The 17,690-nt window shown below is 62.9% G+C and carries 15 protein-coding genes and 2 pseudogenes; 5 read left to right on the top strand and 12 right to left on the bottom strand.

Features of this window, described 5'->3' with window-relative positions; translation table 11 throughout:
• Nucleotides 1-62: 62 nt before the first annotated feature.
• Complete coding sequence (locus LDP01_RS07545; RefSeq protein ID WP_224088268.1) at nt 63-1,289, top strand: THUMP-like domain-containing protein; 1,227 nt, start codon at nt 63-65, stop codon at nt 1,287-1,289.
• 6 nt (nt 1,290-1,295) lie between these two features.
• Here the strand turns inward: LDP01_RS07545 and LDP01_RS07550 are convergent, their stop codons facing one another.
• Genes LDP01_RS07550 through LDP01_RS07560 form a run of 3 tightly spaced genes read right to left on the bottom strand, consistent with a single transcriptional unit; the run spans nt 1,296 to nt 3,454 of the window.
• A complete protein-coding gene (locus LDP01_RS07550) occupies nt 1,296-2,108 on the bottom strand; it encodes a shikimate 5-dehydrogenase (RefSeq protein WP_224088269.1) in 813 nt (270 codons plus the stop codon).
• A 39-nt stretch (nt 2,109-2,147) separates the two neighbouring features.
• Nucleotides 2,148-2,270: a type B 50S ribosomal protein L36 gene (gene ykgO, locus LDP01_RS07555; RefSeq protein WP_011775528.1), complete on the bottom strand. Its 123-nt coding sequence runs from the start codon at nt 2,268-2,270 to the stop codon at nt 2,148-2,150.
• Between the two features lie 44 nt (nt 2,271-2,314).
• Entirely contained in the window at nt 2,315-3,454 is a 1,140-nt protein-coding gene (locus tag LDP01_RS07560) for a CobW family GTP-binding protein (protein ID WP_224088270.1), read from the bottom strand.
• A 185-nt stretch (nt 3,455-3,639) separates the two neighbouring features.
• Between LDP01_RS07560 and LDP01_RS07565 the strand changes: the two genes are divergently transcribed.
• Nucleotides 3,640-4,791: a glutamate--cysteine ligase gene (locus LDP01_RS07565; protein WP_224088271.1), complete on the top strand. Its 1,152-nt coding sequence runs from the start codon at nt 3,640-3,642 to the stop codon at nt 4,789-4,791.
• A 10-nt stretch (nt 4,792-4,801) separates the two neighbouring features.
• On the opposite strand, the gene tsaD is transcribed toward LDP01_RS07565, so the two are convergent.
• The 6 genes and pseudogenes from tsaD to LDP01_RS07595 all read right to left on the bottom strand — a co-directional run bounded on the left by tsaD (nt 4,802) and on the right by LDP01_RS07595 (nt 10,156).
• A complete protein-coding gene (gene tsaD / locus LDP01_RS07570) occupies nt 4,802-5,929 on the bottom strand; it encodes a tRNA (adenosine(37)-N6)-threonylcarbamoyltransferase complex transferase subunit TsaD (protein WP_224088272.1) in 1,128 nt (375 codons plus the stop codon).
• 37 nt (nt 5,930-5,966) lie between these two features.
• A complete protein-coding gene (gene rimI, locus LDP01_RS07575) occupies nt 5,967-6,446 on the bottom strand; it encodes a ribosomal protein S18-alanine N-acetyltransferase (RefSeq protein ID WP_224088273.1) in 480 nt (159 codons plus the stop codon).
• A 13-nt stretch (nt 6,447-6,459) separates the two neighbouring features.
• Nucleotides 6,460-7,132, bottom strand: a pseudogene (tsaB, locus tag LDP01_RS07580) (tRNA (adenosine(37)-N6)-threonylcarbamoyltransferase complex dimerization subunit type 1 TsaB).
• Nucleotides 7,132-7,761 (bottom strand): tRNA (adenosine(37)-N6)-threonylcarbamoyltransferase complex ATPase subunit type 1 TsaE, encoded by a 630-nt coding sequence (tsaE, locus tag LDP01_RS07585; protein WP_224088275.1) that lies wholly within the window; start codon nt 7,759-7,761, stop codon nt 7,132-7,134. The pseudogene tsaB and the gene tsaE overlap by 1 nt, the downstream one beginning before the upstream one ends.
• The gene (alr, locus tag LDP01_RS07590) at nt 7,758-9,011 is read right to left on the bottom strand and encodes an alanine racemase (RefSeq protein WP_224088277.1); all 1,254 of its coding nucleotides are present in this window, start codon (nt 9,009-9,011) and stop codon (nt 7,758-7,760) included. Before alr ends, tsaE begins: the two co-directional genes overlap by 4 nt.
• Before the next feature lie 50 nt (nt 9,012-9,061).
• Nucleotides 9,062-10,156 (bottom strand): carbohydrate kinase family protein, encoded by a 1,095-nt coding sequence (locus LDP01_RS07595; protein WP_224088279.1) that lies wholly within the window; start codon nt 10,154-10,156, stop codon nt 9,062-9,064.
• Between the two features lie 46 nt (nt 10,157-10,202).
• Here LDP01_RS07595 and LDP01_RS07600 point away from each other — a divergent pair, with 46 nt between their 5' ends.
• On the top strand, nt 10,203-11,579 hold the full coding sequence (locus LDP01_RS07600) for a 6-phospho-beta-glucosidase (RefSeq protein WP_224088281.1): 1,377 nt from the start codon (nt 10,203-10,205) through the stop codon (nt 11,577-11,579).
• 3 nt (nt 11,580-11,582) lie between these two features.
• Here the strand turns inward: LDP01_RS07600 and LDP01_RS07605 are convergent, their stop codons facing one another.
• On the bottom strand, nt 11,583-12,116 hold the full coding sequence (locus LDP01_RS07605; protein ID WP_224088283.1) for a GNAT family N-acetyltransferase: 534 nt from the start codon (nt 12,114-12,116) through the stop codon (nt 11,583-11,585).
• Between the two features lie 123 nt (nt 12,117-12,239).
• On the opposite strand from LDP01_RS07605, the gene mshA reads away from it, so the two are divergent.
• Nucleotides 12,240-13,484: a D-inositol-3-phosphate glycosyltransferase gene (mshA, locus tag LDP01_RS07610; protein ID WP_224088284.1), complete on the top strand. Its 1,245-nt coding sequence runs from the start codon at nt 12,240-12,242 to the stop codon at nt 13,482-13,484.
• Between the two features lie 105 nt (nt 13,485-13,589).
• Nucleotides 13,590-15,279 (top strand): annotated as a pseudogene (locus LDP01_RS07615) (formate--tetrahydrofolate ligase).
• Nucleotides 15,280-15,370: 91 nt separating this feature from the next.
• Here the strand turns inward: LDP01_RS07615 and LDP01_RS07620 are convergent.
• Both LDP01_RS07620 and mgrA read right to left on the bottom strand, forming a co-directional pair.
• Nucleotides 15,371-16,456 (bottom strand): inositol-3-phosphate synthase, encoded by a 1,086-nt coding sequence (locus LDP01_RS07620; RefSeq protein WP_224088285.1) that lies wholly within the window; start codon nt 16,454-16,456, stop codon nt 15,371-15,373.
• 170 nt (nt 16,457-16,626) lie between these two features.
• Nucleotides 16,627-17,664: an L-glyceraldehyde 3-phosphate reductase gene (mgrA, locus tag LDP01_RS07625; protein ID WP_224088286.1), complete on the bottom strand. Its 1,038-nt coding sequence runs from the start codon at nt 17,662-17,664 to the stop codon at nt 16,627-16,629.
• Nucleotides 17,665-17,690 lie beyond the last annotated feature (26 nt).

A 17,690-nucleotide genomic window follows, 5' to 3' on the forward strand; every position in this document is an offset into this window, starting at 1 on the left:
CAACCCTATCGGGCTGATTCCCAACTCACGGCGTCAAGGCGCGCCCCGTTAGGCTTGATCCCATGTCTCATGCACCGCAGGAACAGATCGCACCCTTGCTGACCACTGAAGGATGGGAACTCCTTGCCTCGCTGGGGCCGTACCGCGAAGCCGATGCGTTCAGCATGAACGCCGATCTTCGAAAGGCTGGCCACCCCCCTGAGCTGGTGGCCGCTGTACTCACGCAGTCCCGGCTCCGAACCCGCGCCGAGGCCAAGTTCGGCGAGTTCGCCCGCCAGATGCTGTTCACCCAGGCCGGACTCGAGCAGGCGACGCGCCTCAACGTCGCGGCCCGGCACGCCGAGCGTTTTGCCAAGGCCGGCATTTCCCACGTAGCAGACCTTGGCTGCGGTCTTGGAGCCGACTCCATGGCCTTGGCCTCGATGGACATTGCCGTGACCGCGGTGGAGATGGATGAAACCACCGCGGCCTGCGCCACGATCAACCTCATGCCCTTCCCGCACGCCACAGTGGTGCATTCGGATGCCACGTCAGTGGAACTGGACGGGATCGACGGCGTGTGGCTGGATCCCGCACGGCGCACAACCTCGACGTCCGGGACAAAGCGGATCTGGGATCCGGAAGCATTCTCTCCCCCGTTGTCGTTCGTTGAAGGCCTGGCCGCAGCCGGCCGTGCGGTCGGCGTCAAGATGGGTCCTGGCATGCCCCACGACTCGGTTCCGGCGAACTGTGAAGCGCAGTGGGTCTCCGTAGGTGGCGACGTCACGGAGGTCACCCTGTGGTTCAACGCCGTGGCCCGCCCCGGGATCCGGCGCGCGGCACTTGTCATCGGCTCCCAGGGCGCTGCCGAGCTCACCAGCGGTGAGGATTTCGACGGCGGCCCGGTAGCCGCCGTCGGGCCGGTTGAGGGGTTCCTCTACGAACCTGACGGTGCGGTCATCCGCGCAGGCCTGGTGGCCGACGTCGCAGAACGCCTGGGCGGGCACCTGGTGGATGAACATATCGCCTACATCTGCGCCCCGGAACTCCATGACTCGCCTTTTGCCAAGGCTTACAGGGTGCTGGAGGTCATGCCATACAACGTCAAAGCCCTCAAAGCCTGGGTCAAAGCGAACGGCATCTCGGTGCTGGACATCAAGAAGCGCGGCACCGCTGTCACTCCCGAAGAACTGCGGAAACAACTACTTCCATCCAAGCGCGACACCAAGCCCGCGAAAACGGCCACCCTGGTCCTCACCAGGATTGGCGAGGAAAGAGTGGCCGTAGCGGTGGAGCCCGTGACGTTCTAGTCCGCGTCAGCGTCGGGAGAATTCCGAGGCCTCACGGACCTGGTCAGCACTCGGGCGGACGCCCGTGTACAGGACGAACTGCTCCTCCGCCTGGATGGCAATCACTTCCGCTCCAGTGATCACCGGCTTGCCTGCCTGCCGGGCAGCCGTGATGAGGGGCGTCTCGGAGGGTAGGGCGACGACGTCGAACACTATCTTTGCCGCCGCAATGGTTGCGTCGTCAAAGGACTGCGCCCTTTCGTCCGCACCAGCCATGCCCAGGGGCGTGACATTGATGATCAGGTCCGCCGTGGATCCGTTGACGTCGTCCTGCCAGGCGAAACCGTAAAGGTCCGCGAGCGCACGTCCTGTGATTTCGTTGCGGGCAACGATGGTCACGGACGTAAAGCCTGCATCGCGGAGGGCTGCGGCCACCGCTTTTGCCATTCCTCCGGCTCCTCGCAGCAGCACGGTGTGGCTGCTGGGTACTTTATGGTCCTTCAGCAGGCGGGCAATGGCGATGTAGTCGGTGTTGTATGCGGTCAGGACGCCGTCGTTGTTGACAATCGTGTTGACCGAGTCGATGGCCTTTGCCGAGGGATCCATCACGTCCACGAGCGGGATGACCGCTTCCTTGTAGGGCATGGAAACCGCGGCTCCCCTGATGGGGAGGCCGCGGATGCCAGCCACTGCAAGAGTGATGTCCGCCGGGGCGAATGCCTTGTAGACAAAGTTCAGTCCGAGCAGGTCGTACAAATAATTGTGGAACCTGGTCCCAATGTTGCTGGGCCGGGCCGCGAGCGAAATGCACAGGGACATGTCTTTGTTCAGGATTGGCATTCACCCATTAAACAACGGGCCCTTTGCGCTTCCGCGCCGTTAGCCCTGGCGGGCCTTCATTCGCGGGTTGTTCTTGTTGATGACGAACGTGCGCCCACGGCGTCGGACGATCTGTGCGCCCGGAATCTTCTTGAGAGCACGCAGTGAGTTCCTGACCTTCATGGTTTTTCTCCTTGTTGTTGGTGGTTGGTTTTTGGGGTGGCTGGCTAAAATGCTTCGCTAAGTTCCAGGGGATCCTCCCAGACACCAAAGTCGAGTTCCATCTCGGCCTCTGTTAATTGGCAGCCCTCCAGGAGGGCGCGGATTTCCTGGGGGTCGATGTCCTCGGAGCGTCCGGTAATGGCCAGGACCGTTCCGCGGTCGCCGTAATTCGGGTGCCAGTCAAGGACGGCGTCGACGTCGGCTCCCACCTTGCCTCTGCGACCTGCGGCAGGTGCGTCCGCCAGCCAGGTTCCGGTGCTCTCAAGCCACACCCGGGGACCAATTCCCTGTACCGCAATCCGGATCTTGGCAGCCGAGGCGATCCACAAGCGTCCGCGGAGCCAGTGGGTTCCGGCCGCGAGTTGGGGAAGTGCTTCACGGAAACGGCCGGGGTGCAGCGGCCGCCCGGCCTTATGGAGGACCGTTCGGAAGGAACCGGGAGAATCATCCAAAGGCACGCAGACCACTCCGGGCCGGGTACGTGCGGCCGCTTCGGCGTCGTCGAAGCAGCCCGATCTGAAGTCATCGGCCGCACCGATTGCTGCAGCGTGTGGTGCCAGCTGCCCGAGCAGCTCCACGCCAGTCACCCATTCTTCGGATCCCACACGGGGATTTCCGGACAATTCCGCTCCCAAGCCCGGGTGCAACATGACAGTATCCACCTGCCCGAACTCGCCGATCAGGAACTCGCCGCTGGTCCGTTCATCCTCCGGCATCGATGTGAAGCCGGATTCAAAGAGGGTGTGCCGGTCCCAGATGTGATCGTCGAGATCCACGGGGTCCAAGGCCAGGATGGCGTTGTCCATGACGGCAGGCTGGGTGAGGCCGCGCCGGAGTTCCGCGACTGCCATCCCTGCCGGGACGCCGGGTGGCAGGCCCAGGACCACGTGGTCGAACCCGCAAGCGGCGAGGCGCTCCGCCGTCGGTACGACATCCAGCTTGACCGTACAGCTGAGGCAACCGTGTTCCAGAACGGTCGTTTCACGCTCAAACAGCTGGCCTCCCCTGTAGACGCGCCGCATGACCAAGGAACCATCCAGGAGGTCGTGAAGAACGACGACGGAGTTCGTGTGGGTTCGACCAAGCCGGGCGGTGGCCGCTTCGCGGCACTGACTGTCCAGGGAGCTGACAACGGTGAGGTGCATGGAAGGATTCTAATTGAAAACCATTCTCATTAGCAATTCGCTTGCGATGTGTCGCGGCGCTTAACTTCGCCCTGTCCGCAATCAGCCATGCTCCGGCTGCACTAGACTTGAGCCGACCGCTGACGGCCCCGCAGCGGGTTGCGTCCAGCAGAAAGTCCAGCAGAAACAAGCAACGAGGGGACTACGTGCAGATTGAGTTTGCGCCATCCAGGCAATCGACACTGGGTGTGGAATGGGAGTTGGCGCTCGTCAATGCACGCACCGGAGAACTGGTTTCAGTGGCGAACGACGTCCTCAAGGGTGTCGCTGCGAACCATCCGGACCTCAACGAAGACGACGAACACCCCCACATCAAGCGCGAACTGCTCCTGAACACGGTGGAACTCGTTACCGGAATCTGCGAAACGGTCAAGGAAGCAAAAGAGGACCTCAACCGCTCCCTCGCCGCTGTCCGCGAAGTCATCGACCCCATGGGAGTGGAGGTGTTCTGCGCAGGCAGCCATCCGTTCAGCCCTCCCCTGCTCCAGCCGGTCACCGACAAGGAGCGTTACGCCAAGCTGATCGAGCGGACCCAATGGTGGGGACGCCAAATGGTCATCTATGGTGTCCACGTCCACGTAGGCATCGATCGCCGGGACAAAGTACTCCCCATCCTGGACGGCCTGGTCAACTACTTCCCGCACTTCCAGGCACTGTCCGCCTCCAGCCCCTTCTGGGCCGGCGAAGAAACCGGCTACGCATCCCAGCGGGCCCTCATGTTCCAACAGCTCCCCACCGCTGGCCTGCCGTTCCAGTTCGAAACCTGGGAAGCATACGAGTCCTATGTCCAGGACATGTTCACCACAGGTGTCATCGACGCCATTTCCGAGATCCGCTGGGACATCCGGCCTGTTTACAACCTGGGCACTATCGAGATGCGCATTTGCGATGGCCTCGCCACCCTTGAGGAAGTGGGCGCCATCGCCGCACTCACACAGTGCCTCGTGGACGAGTTCTCCTCCATCCTCGACGCCGGCGGGAGCATCCCCACCATGCCGCCCTGGCACGTCCAAGAGAACAAGTGGCGTGCAGCGCGCTACGGCATGGAAGCCATCATCATCCTCGATGCCAAGGGCAACGAGCAGTTGGTCACCGAGCACCTCGCAGAAACCGTCGCACGCTTGGAACCCGTGGCAGCCAAGCTCGGGTGCTCTGAGGAACTGGCCGACGTCATGAAGATCATTGAACGCGGCGCCAGCTACCAGCGCCAGCGCCGCGTGGCCGCCGAACACAACGGGGACCTGCAGGCAGTGGTCATGGACCTCGTACAGCAGATGCGTAAAGGCCCCGACGCATAGTTGGGTGGAGTTACGCAGCCACCGACACCGTAGTAACGGGCATGGAGGAATCCGGCGCGAACGCTATTCCGCTGGGCCCGATTCCGGCCATGACCAGTTGAGCACCGAGGGCTGCCACCATGGCACCGTTGTCCGTGCAGAGATCCAGTGGCGGCACGTGCAGCTTGATGCCCGCCGATACACACCGTTGGCCGGTCAATTCGCGCAGCCTCGAGTTGGCAGCAACACCTCCACCAAGGAGCACGTCGGTAATGCCGTGCTCCCTGCAGGCCAGGACCGCCTTTGAACTGATGACGTCCACCACGGCCTCCTGGAATGCCGCTGCGATATCGGCTACGGGTACTTCTTCCCCGCGGGCTTCGAATTGCTCCACGCACCGGGCCACCGCGGTTTTAAGGCCGCTGAAGGACCAGTCGTAGCGGTGGGGTCCTTTCTCCTCCGCGGTGCCCATGTATTTGGGCTGGGTGAGGCCGCGCGGAAAGCGGATGGACTTCGGGTTGCCTTGGCGTGCCAGCTTGTCGATGGCGGGCCCACCGGGGTAGCCAAGGCCCAGGATCCGGGCCACTTTGTCGTAGGCTTCACCGGCGGCGTCATCGATGGTGGAACCAAGGAGCTCCACGTCATCTGTGATGCTGCGGATACGGAGGATCTCCGTGTGGCCACCGGAAACCAGGAGTGCACCGAGGTTCTGCGGCAAGTGGCCGGCACCCAGGCCGGCGGCAGCACCGGCGTCGGGCCTTGAATCCAACAGCCCCACGCCAACGTGCGCTACCAGGTGGTTGATCGCGTAGAGCGGCTTGCCCGTAGCGACGGCCAGGGCCTTCGCGGCGCAGACACCAACCATGAGGGCGCCCGCCAGGCCCGGCCCGGATGTGACAGCGATGGCGTCGATGTCCTCCAGAGTCACCCCGGCTTCATGCAGCGCTTCCTGAAGCGTGGGGACAAAGGCATCCAGATGGGCACGCGAAGCGATCTCGGGGATGACACCACCAAAGCGCACGTGCTCGTCCATGGAGGAGGACACCGTGTTGGTCAGCAGCGTTGTACCGCGCACGATTCCGACGCCGGTTTCGTCACAGGACGATTCGATGCCCAGCACCAACGGCTGCTTCGGCTGTTCTGGATAAGGGCCGCTCACGCGTTGGCTCCTTCTGTGGAATGTGACGTGTTCAGTGTCATGGGTTATTCAGGGGCAGGCGCATGATCAACGCATCCGTACCGTCCCGGTAATACCGCGGCCGGACATGGATCTGTTCGAATCCGAAACGCAGATACAGCTGCTGTGCACGGGGGTTGTCCGCGCGCACCTCCAGGAGGACGTCCGCCGCGTGACGCCGCCGCGCCTCCTCGATCAGCTCGGTCAGGATGGCAGAACCGATGCCTTTGCCTTCGAATTCAGGAACGACGGCGATCGTCTGGACGTCCGCGATCGGCTCAATGCACATCAAGCCGGCGTAGGCCACGATCTGGCCCTCAACCTGGGCCACCACGTAGCGGCGCGTCTCCGGCTGTGACAACTCGTCGAAGAACATCTGCAGGGGCCAGGCATCCACGGGGAACAGTCGACGTTCCAAGGCTTCGACGGCCGGTACATCAGCCTCGGTCATGTCGCGCAGGGAAACTCCTGCGAGCTCCAGTTTGGGTGGGAGTTTCATCGGTCCACTTCCATCACAGGGCACGCTTCCTGGGACCCGGCACCTGGGCGTCCGATTCGCGCAAGTACAAAGGTGTGGAGTCCAAGAGCTCCTGCCCCGCCGTTATTCTGGCAAGCGCGAGCTGGCCAAGGGACGCCGCGTCCGGTTGGGGCCTCGGCAAAGTCTTCGTCGGCACAGAGGACGTCGGCGTATAGTCCAGCGCCGGCCCCAAACACGGGCAGGTCCGGTAAGTCCGAGGCGAAACCCACATGCGGCCCGTCGATGAGCTGGGGAAGCTGGCCTTCCTCAAGGACGTACCGCGCCCAGTAGACCTCTTTGCGCCGCGCGTCAGTGGCCACCAGGAATTCGGGAACAGCCGCAGTGGACTCCGCTACTTCGAGGGCGATCGCATCAAGGCTCATCAACCCATACAGCGGCTTGTTCCAGACGAAAGCCAGGGTCCGTGCGGTGGCAATACCTGAGCGCAGCCCGGTAAACGGTCCGGGGCCCACGCCTGTGACTATCACGTCAATGTCCGCGCCGGTAACGCCGGCACCGGCCAGCAGCTTCCCGATGCCCGGCGCAAGGACTTCGGCATGGCTTCGGGTGTCCTCGGTGGAAAAGGAATCCACCACGCCTTCCATGGCAACATCCGAAATCAGCGCAGCACTGGCCACTGCCGAGGTGTCGATAGCCAGGATCAGCATCAGTGGCCTCCTTCGGAGATCGTGGTTTCAAGAAGCTTCGGCGCCTCGGCCCAGCGTGGGCCAAAACCGCGGAAAATGATGGTGCGTGGTTCGTCGTCGTCATCAGTGTCAAAGTCCAGGACCGTGCCGCTGTCCTCGACATGGATAGCCGGCACAACGCCTTCGGCACCCACAGACCGGTGAAGGTCCACTTCCAGGCGGCTGTCCGAGAGGTGCTCAACCCGGTCCCTCCCCCACTCCACCACGGTGACGGACGAGTCCATGGTGTTCTCGAGATCAATGTCATCGATCTCAGCAGCTGATTCCAGCCTGTAGGCGTCGACGTGGACCAGGTCCGGTCCACCGGGGCGTGGGCCATCCGGAAGGTTTGGGTGGATCCGAACCAGCACGAACGTAGGCGAGATGATCCCGGCACGTACGCCCAGGCCCTCTCCCAGCCCCTGGGTGAAGGTCGTCTTCCCCGCACCCAGCTCTCCGGTCAGGACAAGGAGATCTCCCGCCTCAAGCACCCCGCCCAGTGCTGCACCGAGCGCGTGGGTTTGTTCCGCCGTCGTGACCTTCAGGCTGCGTTCCCAGAATGGTTCGCCGCCTTTCAATGGTTCGCTGGGTTCGAGCAGTGGTTCGTTCATAGCGTCGCCGATTCCGATGCTGCCTGGGTGCCCTGGTGTACCTCCGGCAGCGCCGGAACCTCGTTGACGTAACTGCGGGGCACCCGCGGACTAATGCGGGTCACGATCTCATAGTTGATGGTTCCCGCTGCCGCCGCCCAGTCATCGGCGGTGGGGCCGCCATCGGCACCGTCGCCGAACATCACGGCTTCGCTGCCCTTAAGCCCGGCCGCTTCTTCAGGGGTGAGCGGTCCAAGATCAATCACCATCTGGTCCATCGCGATCTGGCCCACCACAGGGTAGGTGACGCCGTTAACGCGAACCGGACCGCCCGTGGCGATGCGCGGGACCCCGTCGGCGTAGCCCAGGGGAACCAGGCCCAGCGTGCTCTCCTGGCTGGTGTGGTACTTCAGGCCGTAGGAAACGCCTTGCCCCTCCGGGACCTTTTTGCAGTTGGAGAGGAGTGTGCGGACGCTCATGGCAGCGTGCAGGCCAAGTTCGGCGGAGGTGACTCCTTCGAAGGGCGACAACCCGTAGATGCCGAGCCCCACGCGGATGAGGTCGAAGTGCGAATCCGGCCGGGACAGCGCAGCGGGAGTGTTGGCGATGTGCCTGACCTCGGTATCGACGCCGGCATCCTCAGCGATGGCGAGTGCGTCACGGAAAACCGCCAACTGCTGGTCCGTTTCGGGCCGGTGCGGTTCGTCGGCCACCGCAAGGTGGGAGAAAATGCCCACAACCCGAAGCAGGCCCTCGTCCTGGTATTCCATGGCCTGGCCCACCAACTGGTCCCATTCGGCGATAGGGCAGCCGTTCCGGCCCAGCCCTGTGTCCACCTTCAAATGGACCCGCGCGGGACGCTCCTGTTCGCGGGCGGCCGCCACCACGGCGTCGAGTTCCCAACCGGAAATCCCGACGTCGATGCCGGCGGCAACTGCGGCTTGGAAGTTGCTTTCACGGGTGTGCAGCCACGCCAACAACGGTGCGTCTATGCCCGCTGCGCGCAAGGCGAGCGCCTCTGAAATGTGGGCGACGCCCAGCCAGGCCGCTCCGGCGTCGAGGGCTGCACGTGCAACCTGAACCACGCCATGGCCATAAGCATCAGCCTTCACCACAGCCATCACGGAGGCCGGGGAGGCGATCGCGACAAACTGGCGAACGTTGTGCCGCACGGCATCAAGATCGATCACGGCGGAACGCTCAAGAACCGCTGACTTTGCTATGGAGGCCTTGGACCCGATCCCGATATCTGCAGCTGCTTCGTAAGTCACCCTAGAGATTCTAGTGGTGCCGGGGAACGGGGGTTCAATTCCCCCCGTTCCTACTGGGCATCGGACAAGTGCGCGATCGTGGCGCGGGCGCGTCGCTGTGCTTCAGCGGGGATGTCCTTCACGATCGGTTCAAGGAAGGCGAAGCGCCGCAGCCACTGGCTCGATTGGCGTTCCTTCCGCGCGTTGGCACGCTGCCACCAGTCCGCGATGTCGCCCCAGCCAGGCGCTGCCAACGACCCACCGACTTGTTGGACAGCCAGCGAGGCACAGAGGTTCGCGAACCGCAGGCGGTCCCCCAATCGCCATCCTGCCAGGCACCCCACAATGAAGGCCGCCCCGAAACAATCGCCGGCGCCGGTGGGATCGTACGCGGACACGGGCAGCGATGGCACCCATTCCTCTTCGCCCGTCTCCGAGTCCACGGCCATAGCCCCCTGCGCGCCCAACGTCACCACAGCCACTGGAACGCGATCGGCCAAGGAGTAGAGCGCCGCCCACGGATCGGTCTTGCCTGTGAACGCCATGGCCTCCGGCGCGTTGGGCAGGAAAGCGTAAAAATGTTCCAGTTGCTCCAACCTTCGCTGTGACCACTCTCCACTGGGGTCCCAGCCCACCACGCCGAAAAGTTTGGTTCCGGCGGACTTCGCCGCCAGCATCCAGGGTTCCAATTCCTCGCCCAGATCCGCGACGGCCGCGAGCGCCTTGGGTGGCTTTCCGATCAGGTCCGAGGCTTTGATCGGCGCGGGGTGCCCGTGGGTGACCATGGATCGATCCTGGTTCACGCACATGGACACGGTAACCGGCGAGTGCCAGCCCGGGACGCGACGCGACAGGGACAAGTCCACATGCTCCTGGCTTTCAAGGATCTGCCAGTTGTAATCCCCGTAACCGTCGTCGCCAAAGGCTGCCGCCAGGTTGGTCCTCAGGCCAAGCCGGGCCGCGGCGATCGCTTGGTTGGCAACCCCGCCCGGGCAGCTGCCCATGCCTTCGCTCCACACTTCAGTGCCGGGCTCGGGAGAGTGCGGGAGTCCGGTGAAAATGATGTCCTGGAAGACCGTTCCTGCCAGGAGAAGGTCGCATTGGCCGTCGCCCTCGGTGCGCACGGCGGCAAGGGGATCAAAACGTCGCTGGGGCATTGCGTCCATGCACGGCACACTACGCTGCGCCTTCCGGGCTGCATAGACTCGGATCATGCGGCTCATGATCGCCGGTGGCGGCGGCTTCCGGGTACCCCTTGTGTACCGTGCCTTATGCACGGGTCCATTCGCGGGACTGGTGCACGAGGTGGTGCTCTACGACGTCGATCCCGCGCGTCTCGCCGCCATCCAGGCAGTCCTCCGCGATATGCCCACGCCGGAAGGTTCCCGGCCCGCCGTCGTGATTTCCACGGATCTGGGGCAGGCACTCACCGGCACCGATAAGGTCTTCGCCGCGATCCGCCCGGGCGGAACGGCAGGACGGATCGCCGACGAACGCGTGGCCCTGGATCTCGGTTTGCTGGGCCAGGAAACCACGGGTGCGGGCGGCATCTCCTATGCCCTCCGCTCCATTCCGCACATGCTGGAGCTCGCCGGGGGAATGCGGCACTATTGCCCGGATGCGTGGCTGATCAACTTCACCAACCCCGCCGGGATGGTCACCGAGGCGCTTGTGCCGGAGCTGGGACGAAAGGTGATCGGTATCTGCGATTCCGCCGGCGGCCTGGTCCAACGCGCCGCACGGGCCGCCGGTTCACCCCTTCAAGAAGGAACGCTCGACGGCGTGGGCTACGTCGGGTTGAACCACCTCGGCTGGCTTTACAAGCTGGCACCCGACGGCCGGGATCTGCTGCCGGAGCTGTTGTCGGATCGTGGGGCGCTCGAAAAGCTGGAAGAAGGGCGTTTGTTCGGCCAGCACATTCTGGAGAAACTCGGTTGCCTGCCCAATGAATACCTTTACTACTACTACCAAACCGAACAGGCGACGGAAGCCATCCTGAAGCAACGCGAAACGCGTGGGGCGTCCATCCACCAGCAACAGAGCTCGCTCTACCCATCCCTTGTGGAAGCCTCAAACGCCTACGCCATGTGGGATGCGGCCCGGCGCTCCCGCGAGGAAGGCTACCTGGCCGAGGCCCGCACTCACGGGGAGCACCGCGACGAGGAAGACCTCGCCGGGGGCGGCTATGAGCGTGTGGCTTTATCCGTGATGCGGGCTCTATCCGGAGGCGGGACGGCGCAGCTGATCCTCAATGTGCCCAATTCACCCGTCGCCGGCTCTTCGGCACATGAGGCGGAAGTCGCCGTGCCCGGGCTGCCGGAGGACGCCGTCGTCGAAGTTCCCTGCGAGGTAACACCCGACGGCGCCCTGCCGCTTGCGCAGGAACGGCCCGGAGGCCAGTTCCTCACCTTGATGCAACACGTCAAGGAAGTGGAACGGCTGACGATCAGGGCTGTCCGGGACGGTGACAGGGAGGCTGCATTGCAAGCCTTTGCTGCGCACCCCCTGGTCGGCTCGGCCTCGCTGGGCGCCCAACTCCTTGACGGCTACGAGGCAGCCTTCCCGGAACTGCGCGGACTCTGGAAGTGATTTCTAGAGCTTCCGGTACATCACGTGCAGGCCGACGTACCCAATTTCAGGGTGGTCGAAGGCCTCGGGCACCGTGGCCAGGATGCGGAATCCCATGGATTGCCACAACCACACTGCCCTGACGTTGCTCTCCACCACAGCGTTGAATTGCATGGAGCGGAATCCTGCCGCTTTGGCTTCCTTTAACGAGTAGGCACACAGCGCCCGTGCAATTCCCTGGCCCGAATGCCTGGAGCTCACCATATACCCGGCGTTCGCCACATGGCTGCCGCCACCGGACTGGTTCGCATGGAACTCGCCAGTGCCCAGCACCTCGCCTCCCGGGTGCGGCCCATCCGCAGTGCGCACGGCCACGAACGTTTGGCCGGGCGCTTCCTTCATCCACTTGGCACGGGCAGCTTCTTCAGTTGTGTCGCGGTCCCAGGTGAAGGTCTCCCCCTGACGGAGGATCGGCTCCATGACGGACCAGATGCCGGGCCAATCTTCGGGCGTGGCTGGGCGGATGTCGAAAAGGGTTTCTTGGCTCACAGCGCACACGCTAGCAGCCTTGTCCACATAGCCGGGATTGGCGCCATGTAGTGCCCGGCTTCAGGAGTAGTGTTTTCTGCAGGGCAAAAGTGGTTTGCCTTCACAAGTTGGCTTCACGGCAAGGAGGAAAGTGTGCCATTGATCCGTAGGGTGGCATTCCTTTCACTGCACACCTCCCCCATGGAACAGCCAGGGGCCGGAGACGCTGGTGGAATGAACGTCTATGTGCGGGCTTTGGCCATGGCACTGGCCGAGTCCGGTGTGGAGGTGGAGATCTTCACCCGTTCCACCAAAGCCGGCCAGGCCGCCGTCGAGCATCCCGGACCCGGCGTATGCGTCCACAACGTGATGGCCGGACCCCGGCGGAAAGTCCCCAAGGAAGAATTACCTGCCCTGCTCCACCAGATGGTGGAGGAGATCGATCGGATCCGGCAGCAGCAACCCCACGGCCGCTACGACATCATCCATTCCCATTACTGGGTGTCCGGGGTTGCCGGACTGGAATTGTCCGAGCTCTGGGGCGTTCCGCTGGTCCACACCATGCACACCATGGCCAAGGTCAAGAATCTTGTTCTCGAGTCCGGCGAGCGGCCCGAACCGCGGCGTCGGGAAGACGGCGAGCAGCGGATTGTTGATGGTGCCGCCCGCCTCATCGCCAATACTCCAGCCGAGGCAGAAGAGCTTGTCTCCCACTACGGAGCCGACATCGACAAGATTGACGTCGCACCTCCGGGCGTGGACCTGAAAGTATTCACGCCATCCTTCCGTCGCAAGTCGCGCGCCCAGCGGGATGTGAGGCCGGACAGTTTCCACATACTCTTCGCAGGCCGGATCCAACGGCTTAAGGGTCCCCAGGTCTTCGTCAAAGCGGCTGGTCTCCTGCGGAAGCACAGGCCTGACATCGATCTGGAAATGACCATTCTGGGCTCACTCAGCGGCGCCAAGGACTTCAACCTGCAGCACATCATCGAGGAGGCCGGGCTGGCCGACGTCGTCACGCATCGCCCGCCCGTTGTAGCGCCCGAGCTCGCCAGCTGGTTCCGCTCCGCCGACGTCGTGGTGATGCCCTCGTTCAGCGAGTCATTCGGACTCGTGGCCTTGGAAGCACAAGCGTGCGGCACCCCCGTAGTGGCCACCAACGTTGGTGGGCTCTCACGCGCAATTTCCGATGGCCGGACGGGCATCCTGGTAGATGGTCACGATCCTTCCGACTGGGCTGATGCCCTTGAGGATTTGTACGACGACGTACAGACACGCGAGGACATGGGCCGTTTGGCCGCGACCCACGCCGAATCCTTTGGCTGGCAGCGGACTGCTGCGATCACCTTGGAAAGCTATCGCGAGTCTGTTGGCGGCCTGCTGGTCCCCGGGCGGTGAACCTCACGCGGTTACTGGCTGGCGCCTGATAGATTGTCGCGCACAGCGTAGGCAGGGCGCCGAGCGTCAGCCCACACAGCGTAAGCACTAAGCCGAAGGACAACGATGTCTGAAAACAAGGGCCTGAGCGATCTTGAGATAGCCCACAAAGCCACCATCCTGCCCATCGAAGAAATTGCGCGACGCGCGGGCATCAACGTGGACGCACTGGAACACTATGGGCCTTACAAAGCCAAGATCACTCCGGCCAAGCTTGTGCTCCCCGAGGGCAAGGCGCCCGGCAAGGTAGTCCTCGTTTCAGCCATGTCCCCCACCCCCGCCGGCGAAGGAAAATCGACAACCACAGTCGGTCTGGCCGATTCCCTTGCACGCGCCGGCCACAAAGTGATGATCGCGCTGCGCGAACCGTCACTTGGACCCATTCTTGGCATGAAGGGCGGAGCAACCGGAGGTGGATACTCCCAGGTATTGCCCATGGACGATATCAACCTCCACTTCACCGGCGACTTCCACGCCGTCACCTCGGCCAACAACGCCCTCATGGCACTCGTGGACAACCACATCTTCCAAGGCAACCACCTCGGAATCGACCCCCGCCGCATGACGTTCAAACGCGTTATCGACATGAACGACCGCTCCTTACGGGAAATCATTATCGGGCTCGGCGGCCCTGCCCAGGGCGTACCCCGGCAAGATGGCTTCGACATCACCGTGGCCTCCGAAATCATGGCCGTATTCTGCCTGGCCTCGGACCTGGACGACCTCCGAGCGCGCTTGGGCCGGATCACCTTCGGCTACACCTTCGACCGCCAACCGGTAACTGTTGCGGATCTTGGTGTCGAAGGTGCCCTGACATTGCTCTTGAAGGATGCCATCAAGCCAAACCTTGTCCAGACCATCGCCGGGACACCGGCACTGGTACACGGTGGCCCTTTCGCCAACATCGCCCACGGGTGCAACTCCATCATCGCAACGCGGACTGCACAGCAACTGGCAGACATCGTGGTCACCGAGGCAGGATTCGGCGCGGACCTGGGTGCCGAAAAGTACATGGACATCAAGTCGCGCATCGCTGACGTGGCGCCGTCCGCCGTCGTTGTTGTGGCCACAATCCGTGCGCTCAAGATGCAAGGCGGAGTTCCAAAGGACAAACTCAGCGAACCCAACGTGGACGCCGTAGCCGCCGGAGTGGAAAACCTCAAACGACATGTTGGCAATGTCGCCAAGTTCGGCATTTCGCCGGTCGTTGCCATCAACAGGTTCGCCACCGACACCGACGAAGAACTTCAGTGGCTGCTGAACTGGTGCGCAGCGGAAGGCGTGGAAGCCGCCGTCGCCGATGTCTGGGGGCCGCGGCGGAGGAGGCGACGGTGGGGATGAACTCGCGGCCAAGGTGGCAGCGGCAGTGCAAGGGCCGTCAAATTTCCACCACTTGTACCCACTGGAACTTTCTGTGGAGGACAAGATCCGGACCATCGTGCAGGAGATCTACGGCGCCGACGGAGTGGAATTTTCCGTCCCGGCACAGAAGCGGCTGGTGGACATCCAAAAGAATGGGTGGGGCGGGTTGCCCGTCTGCATGGCCAAGACGCAATACTCATTCACCGACGATGCGTCCAAGCTCGGGGCGCCAAAGGGATTCCGGGTACACGTGCGCGAACTCATTCCCAAGACGGGTGCGGGCTTCATAGTCGCCCTGACCGGAGCCGTCATGACCATGCCCGGGCTGCCCAAAGAACCGGCCGCCATGCGCATGGACATCGGTCCCGACGGCAACCCCACTGGCCTCTTCTGACCTCCTTAAAAGCAACGCGGGGTCACTTACGGCCCATCCGATGGTCAATCATCGGCCGTAAGTGACCCCGCGTTGCTTGTGCTGTTGCGGTTTAGCGCTCGATATCGCCGCGGATGAAGGCTTCCACCTTGTCGCGGGCGATGTCGTCGTTGAACTGCTCCGGCGGGGACTTCATGAAGTAGCTGGACGCGGAGAGCAGCGGGCCGCCGATGCCGCGATCCAGGCCAATCTTGGCCGCGCGGATGGCGTCGATGATCACACCAGCGGAGTTCGGGGAATCCCATACTTCGAGCTTGTATTCGAGGGAAACGGGAGCATCACCGAAGTTGCGGCCCTCAAGGCGGACGAAGGCCCACTTGCGGTCGTCAAGCCAGGCAACATAGTCGGACGGCCCGATGTGGACGTCGTCAGCGTGAAGGTCTGCCTCAACGTTGGAGGTGACGGCCTGCGTCTTGGAGATCTTCTTGGATTCGAGACGATCGCGCTCAAGCATGTTCTTGAAGTCCATGTTGCCGCCAACATTCAACTGGTACGTGCGGTCCAACGTGACGCCGCGGTCCTCGAACAGCTTGGCCATCACGCGGTGGGTAATGGTGGCACCGATCTGGCTCTTGATGTCGTCGCCCACAATCGGAACACCGGCCGCAGTGAACTTGTCAGCCCACTCCTTGGTGCCGGCGATGAAGACGGGCAGAGCATTGACGAAAGCCACGCCAGCGTCGATGGCGCACTGGGCGTAGAACTTGGCAGCCTGCTCCGAACCAACGGGCAGGTAGCAAACCATGACGTCTACGTTGGCTTCACGGAGGGCAGCAACGATGTCGACGTCCTCCTCGGGAGCTTCGACGATGGTCTCGCGGTAGTACTTGCCCAGGCCGTCAAGGGTATGTCCACGCTGAACGGTGACTCCGGTGGCAGGGACGTCGGCGATCTTGATGGTGTTGTTTTCGCTGGCGCCGATGGCGTCGGCAAGGTCCAGTCCAACCTTCTTGCTATCGACGTCGAAAGCAGCAACGAACTGAACATCGTTGACGTGGTACTGGCCGAACTCGACGTGCATCAGACCCGGAATCGTGGCCTTGGGGTCAGCGTCGCGATAGTACTGAACACCTTGGACCAGCGATGCGGCGCAGTTTCCTACGCCGACAATGGCAACACGAATCGGATGTGAAGACACGGAACTCCTTTTGAGAACTAAACCTCAGGTGCCAGGCGCAAACTCTGACTGAGCTCAGAGCACGACTGATTGGCACGGCGCCAGTTGGCGCACACTTGCATTGTAGCCAACAGAGAAGGGGCCGGCTTTGTTCCCGCCGGCCCCTCCTGTTTTATGTCTTTCCCCTGGGTTTACTCCTGCGCCCACAGATTGATGTCGGATTCGACGGCGAACTCATCGATCGCTGTCAGCTCATCAGTGGAGAACTTCAGGTTGTTGATGGCGCTCAGCGTGTCTTCAAGCTGCGAAACGCTGGACGCTCCAACAAGTGCGGATGTTACGGGAGAGCCCTTCGGCTGGTCCCGGAGAACCCAGGCAATGGCCATCTGCGCAAGGGTTTGTCCACGGCCCTCGGCGATAGCGTTGAGTCCCCGAACGCGGTCCAGTTTGTCCTCCGTCAAGGCGGATTCGGAGAGGAACCGTTCCTTGGCGGCCCGCGAGTCCGCCGGAACACCGTTGAGGTAGCGGTTGGTTAGCATCCCCTGGGCAAGAGGCGAGAAGGCGATGGAGCCGGCGCCCACCTGGTCCAGTGCCTCGTAGAGGTTCGGCGAGCCATTCTCGGTCCACCGGTTCAGCATGGAGTAGCTGGGCTGGTGGATCAGCAGAGGCGTGCCGAGCTCCTTCAGGATCCGGGCTGCCTCGAGTGTTTGCTCGGGGGTGTAGGAAGAGATACCTGCGTACAAGGCTTTGCCGGACCGGACCGCGTAGTCCAGCGCCCCCATTGTTTCCTCCAACGGAGTCTCAGGATCCGGACGGTGGCTGTAGAAGATGTCCACATAGTCCAGGCCCATGCGCTGCAGGGACTGGTCAAGGCTGGAAATCAGGTACTTGCGGGATCCCCATTCACCATAGGGACCCGGCCACATGTAGTAGCCGGCCTTGGTGGATATGACGAGCTCGTCACGGTACGGCTTGAAGTCTTCCTTTAGGTGGCGTCCGAAGTTCGTTTCCGCCGATCCGTCCGGCGGGCCATAGTTGTTGGCGAGGTCGAAGTGGTTGACGCCCAGATCGAAGGCACGGCGCAGGATGGCGCGCTGTTCGTCGAACCGCTTGTCGTCGCCGAAGTTGTGCCAAAGGCCCAGCGAGATAGCGGGGAGCTTGAGCCCACTGCGTCCGACGCGGCGGTAGGGCATGGTTTCGTAGCGGTTTTCCGCAGCCGAATAAGTCATACGTACCATCCTGCCACTGCACAGAT

The organism is Arthrobacter sp. StoSoilB13 (genome assembly GCF_019977255.1).
Taxonomy (GTDB): Bacteria; Actinomycetota; Actinomycetes; order Actinomycetales; family Micrococcaceae; genus Arthrobacter.

Coding starts and splice junctions, on each gene's coding strand:
- LDP01_RS07545 (WP_224088268.1), top strand. CDS start 63: ATGTCTCATGCACCGCAGGAACAGATCGCACCCTTGCTGACCACTGAA.
- LDP01_RS07550 (WP_224088269.1), bottom strand. CDS start 2,108: ATGCCAATCCTGAACAAAGACATGTCCCTGTGCATTTCGCTCGCGGCC.
- ykgO (WP_011775528.1), bottom strand. CDS start 2,270: ATGAAGGTCAGGAACTCACTGCGTGCTCTCAAGAAGATTCCGGGCGCA.
- LDP01_RS07560 (WP_224088270.1), bottom strand. CDS start 3,454: ATGCACCTCACCGTTGTCAGCTCCCTGGACAGTCAGTGCCGCGAAGCG.
- rimI (WP_224088273.1), bottom strand. CDS start 6,446: ATGAAACTCCCACCCAAACTGGAGCTCGCAGGAGTTTCCCTGCGCGAC.
- tsaE (WP_224088275.1), bottom strand. CDS start 7,761: ATGAACGAACCACTGCTCGAACCCAGCGAACCATTGAAAGGCGGCGAA.
- LDP01_RS07595 (WP_224088279.1), bottom strand. CDS start 10,156: ATGGACGCAATGCCCCAGCGACGTTTTGATCCCCTTGCCGCCGTGCGC.
- LDP01_RS07600 (WP_224088281.1), top strand. CDS start 10,203: ATGCGGCTCATGATCGCCGGTGGCGGCGGCTTCCGGGTACCCCTTGTG.
- mgrA (WP_224088286.1), bottom strand. CDS start 17,664: ATGACTTATTCGGCTGCGGAAAACCGCTACGAAACCATGCCCTACCGC.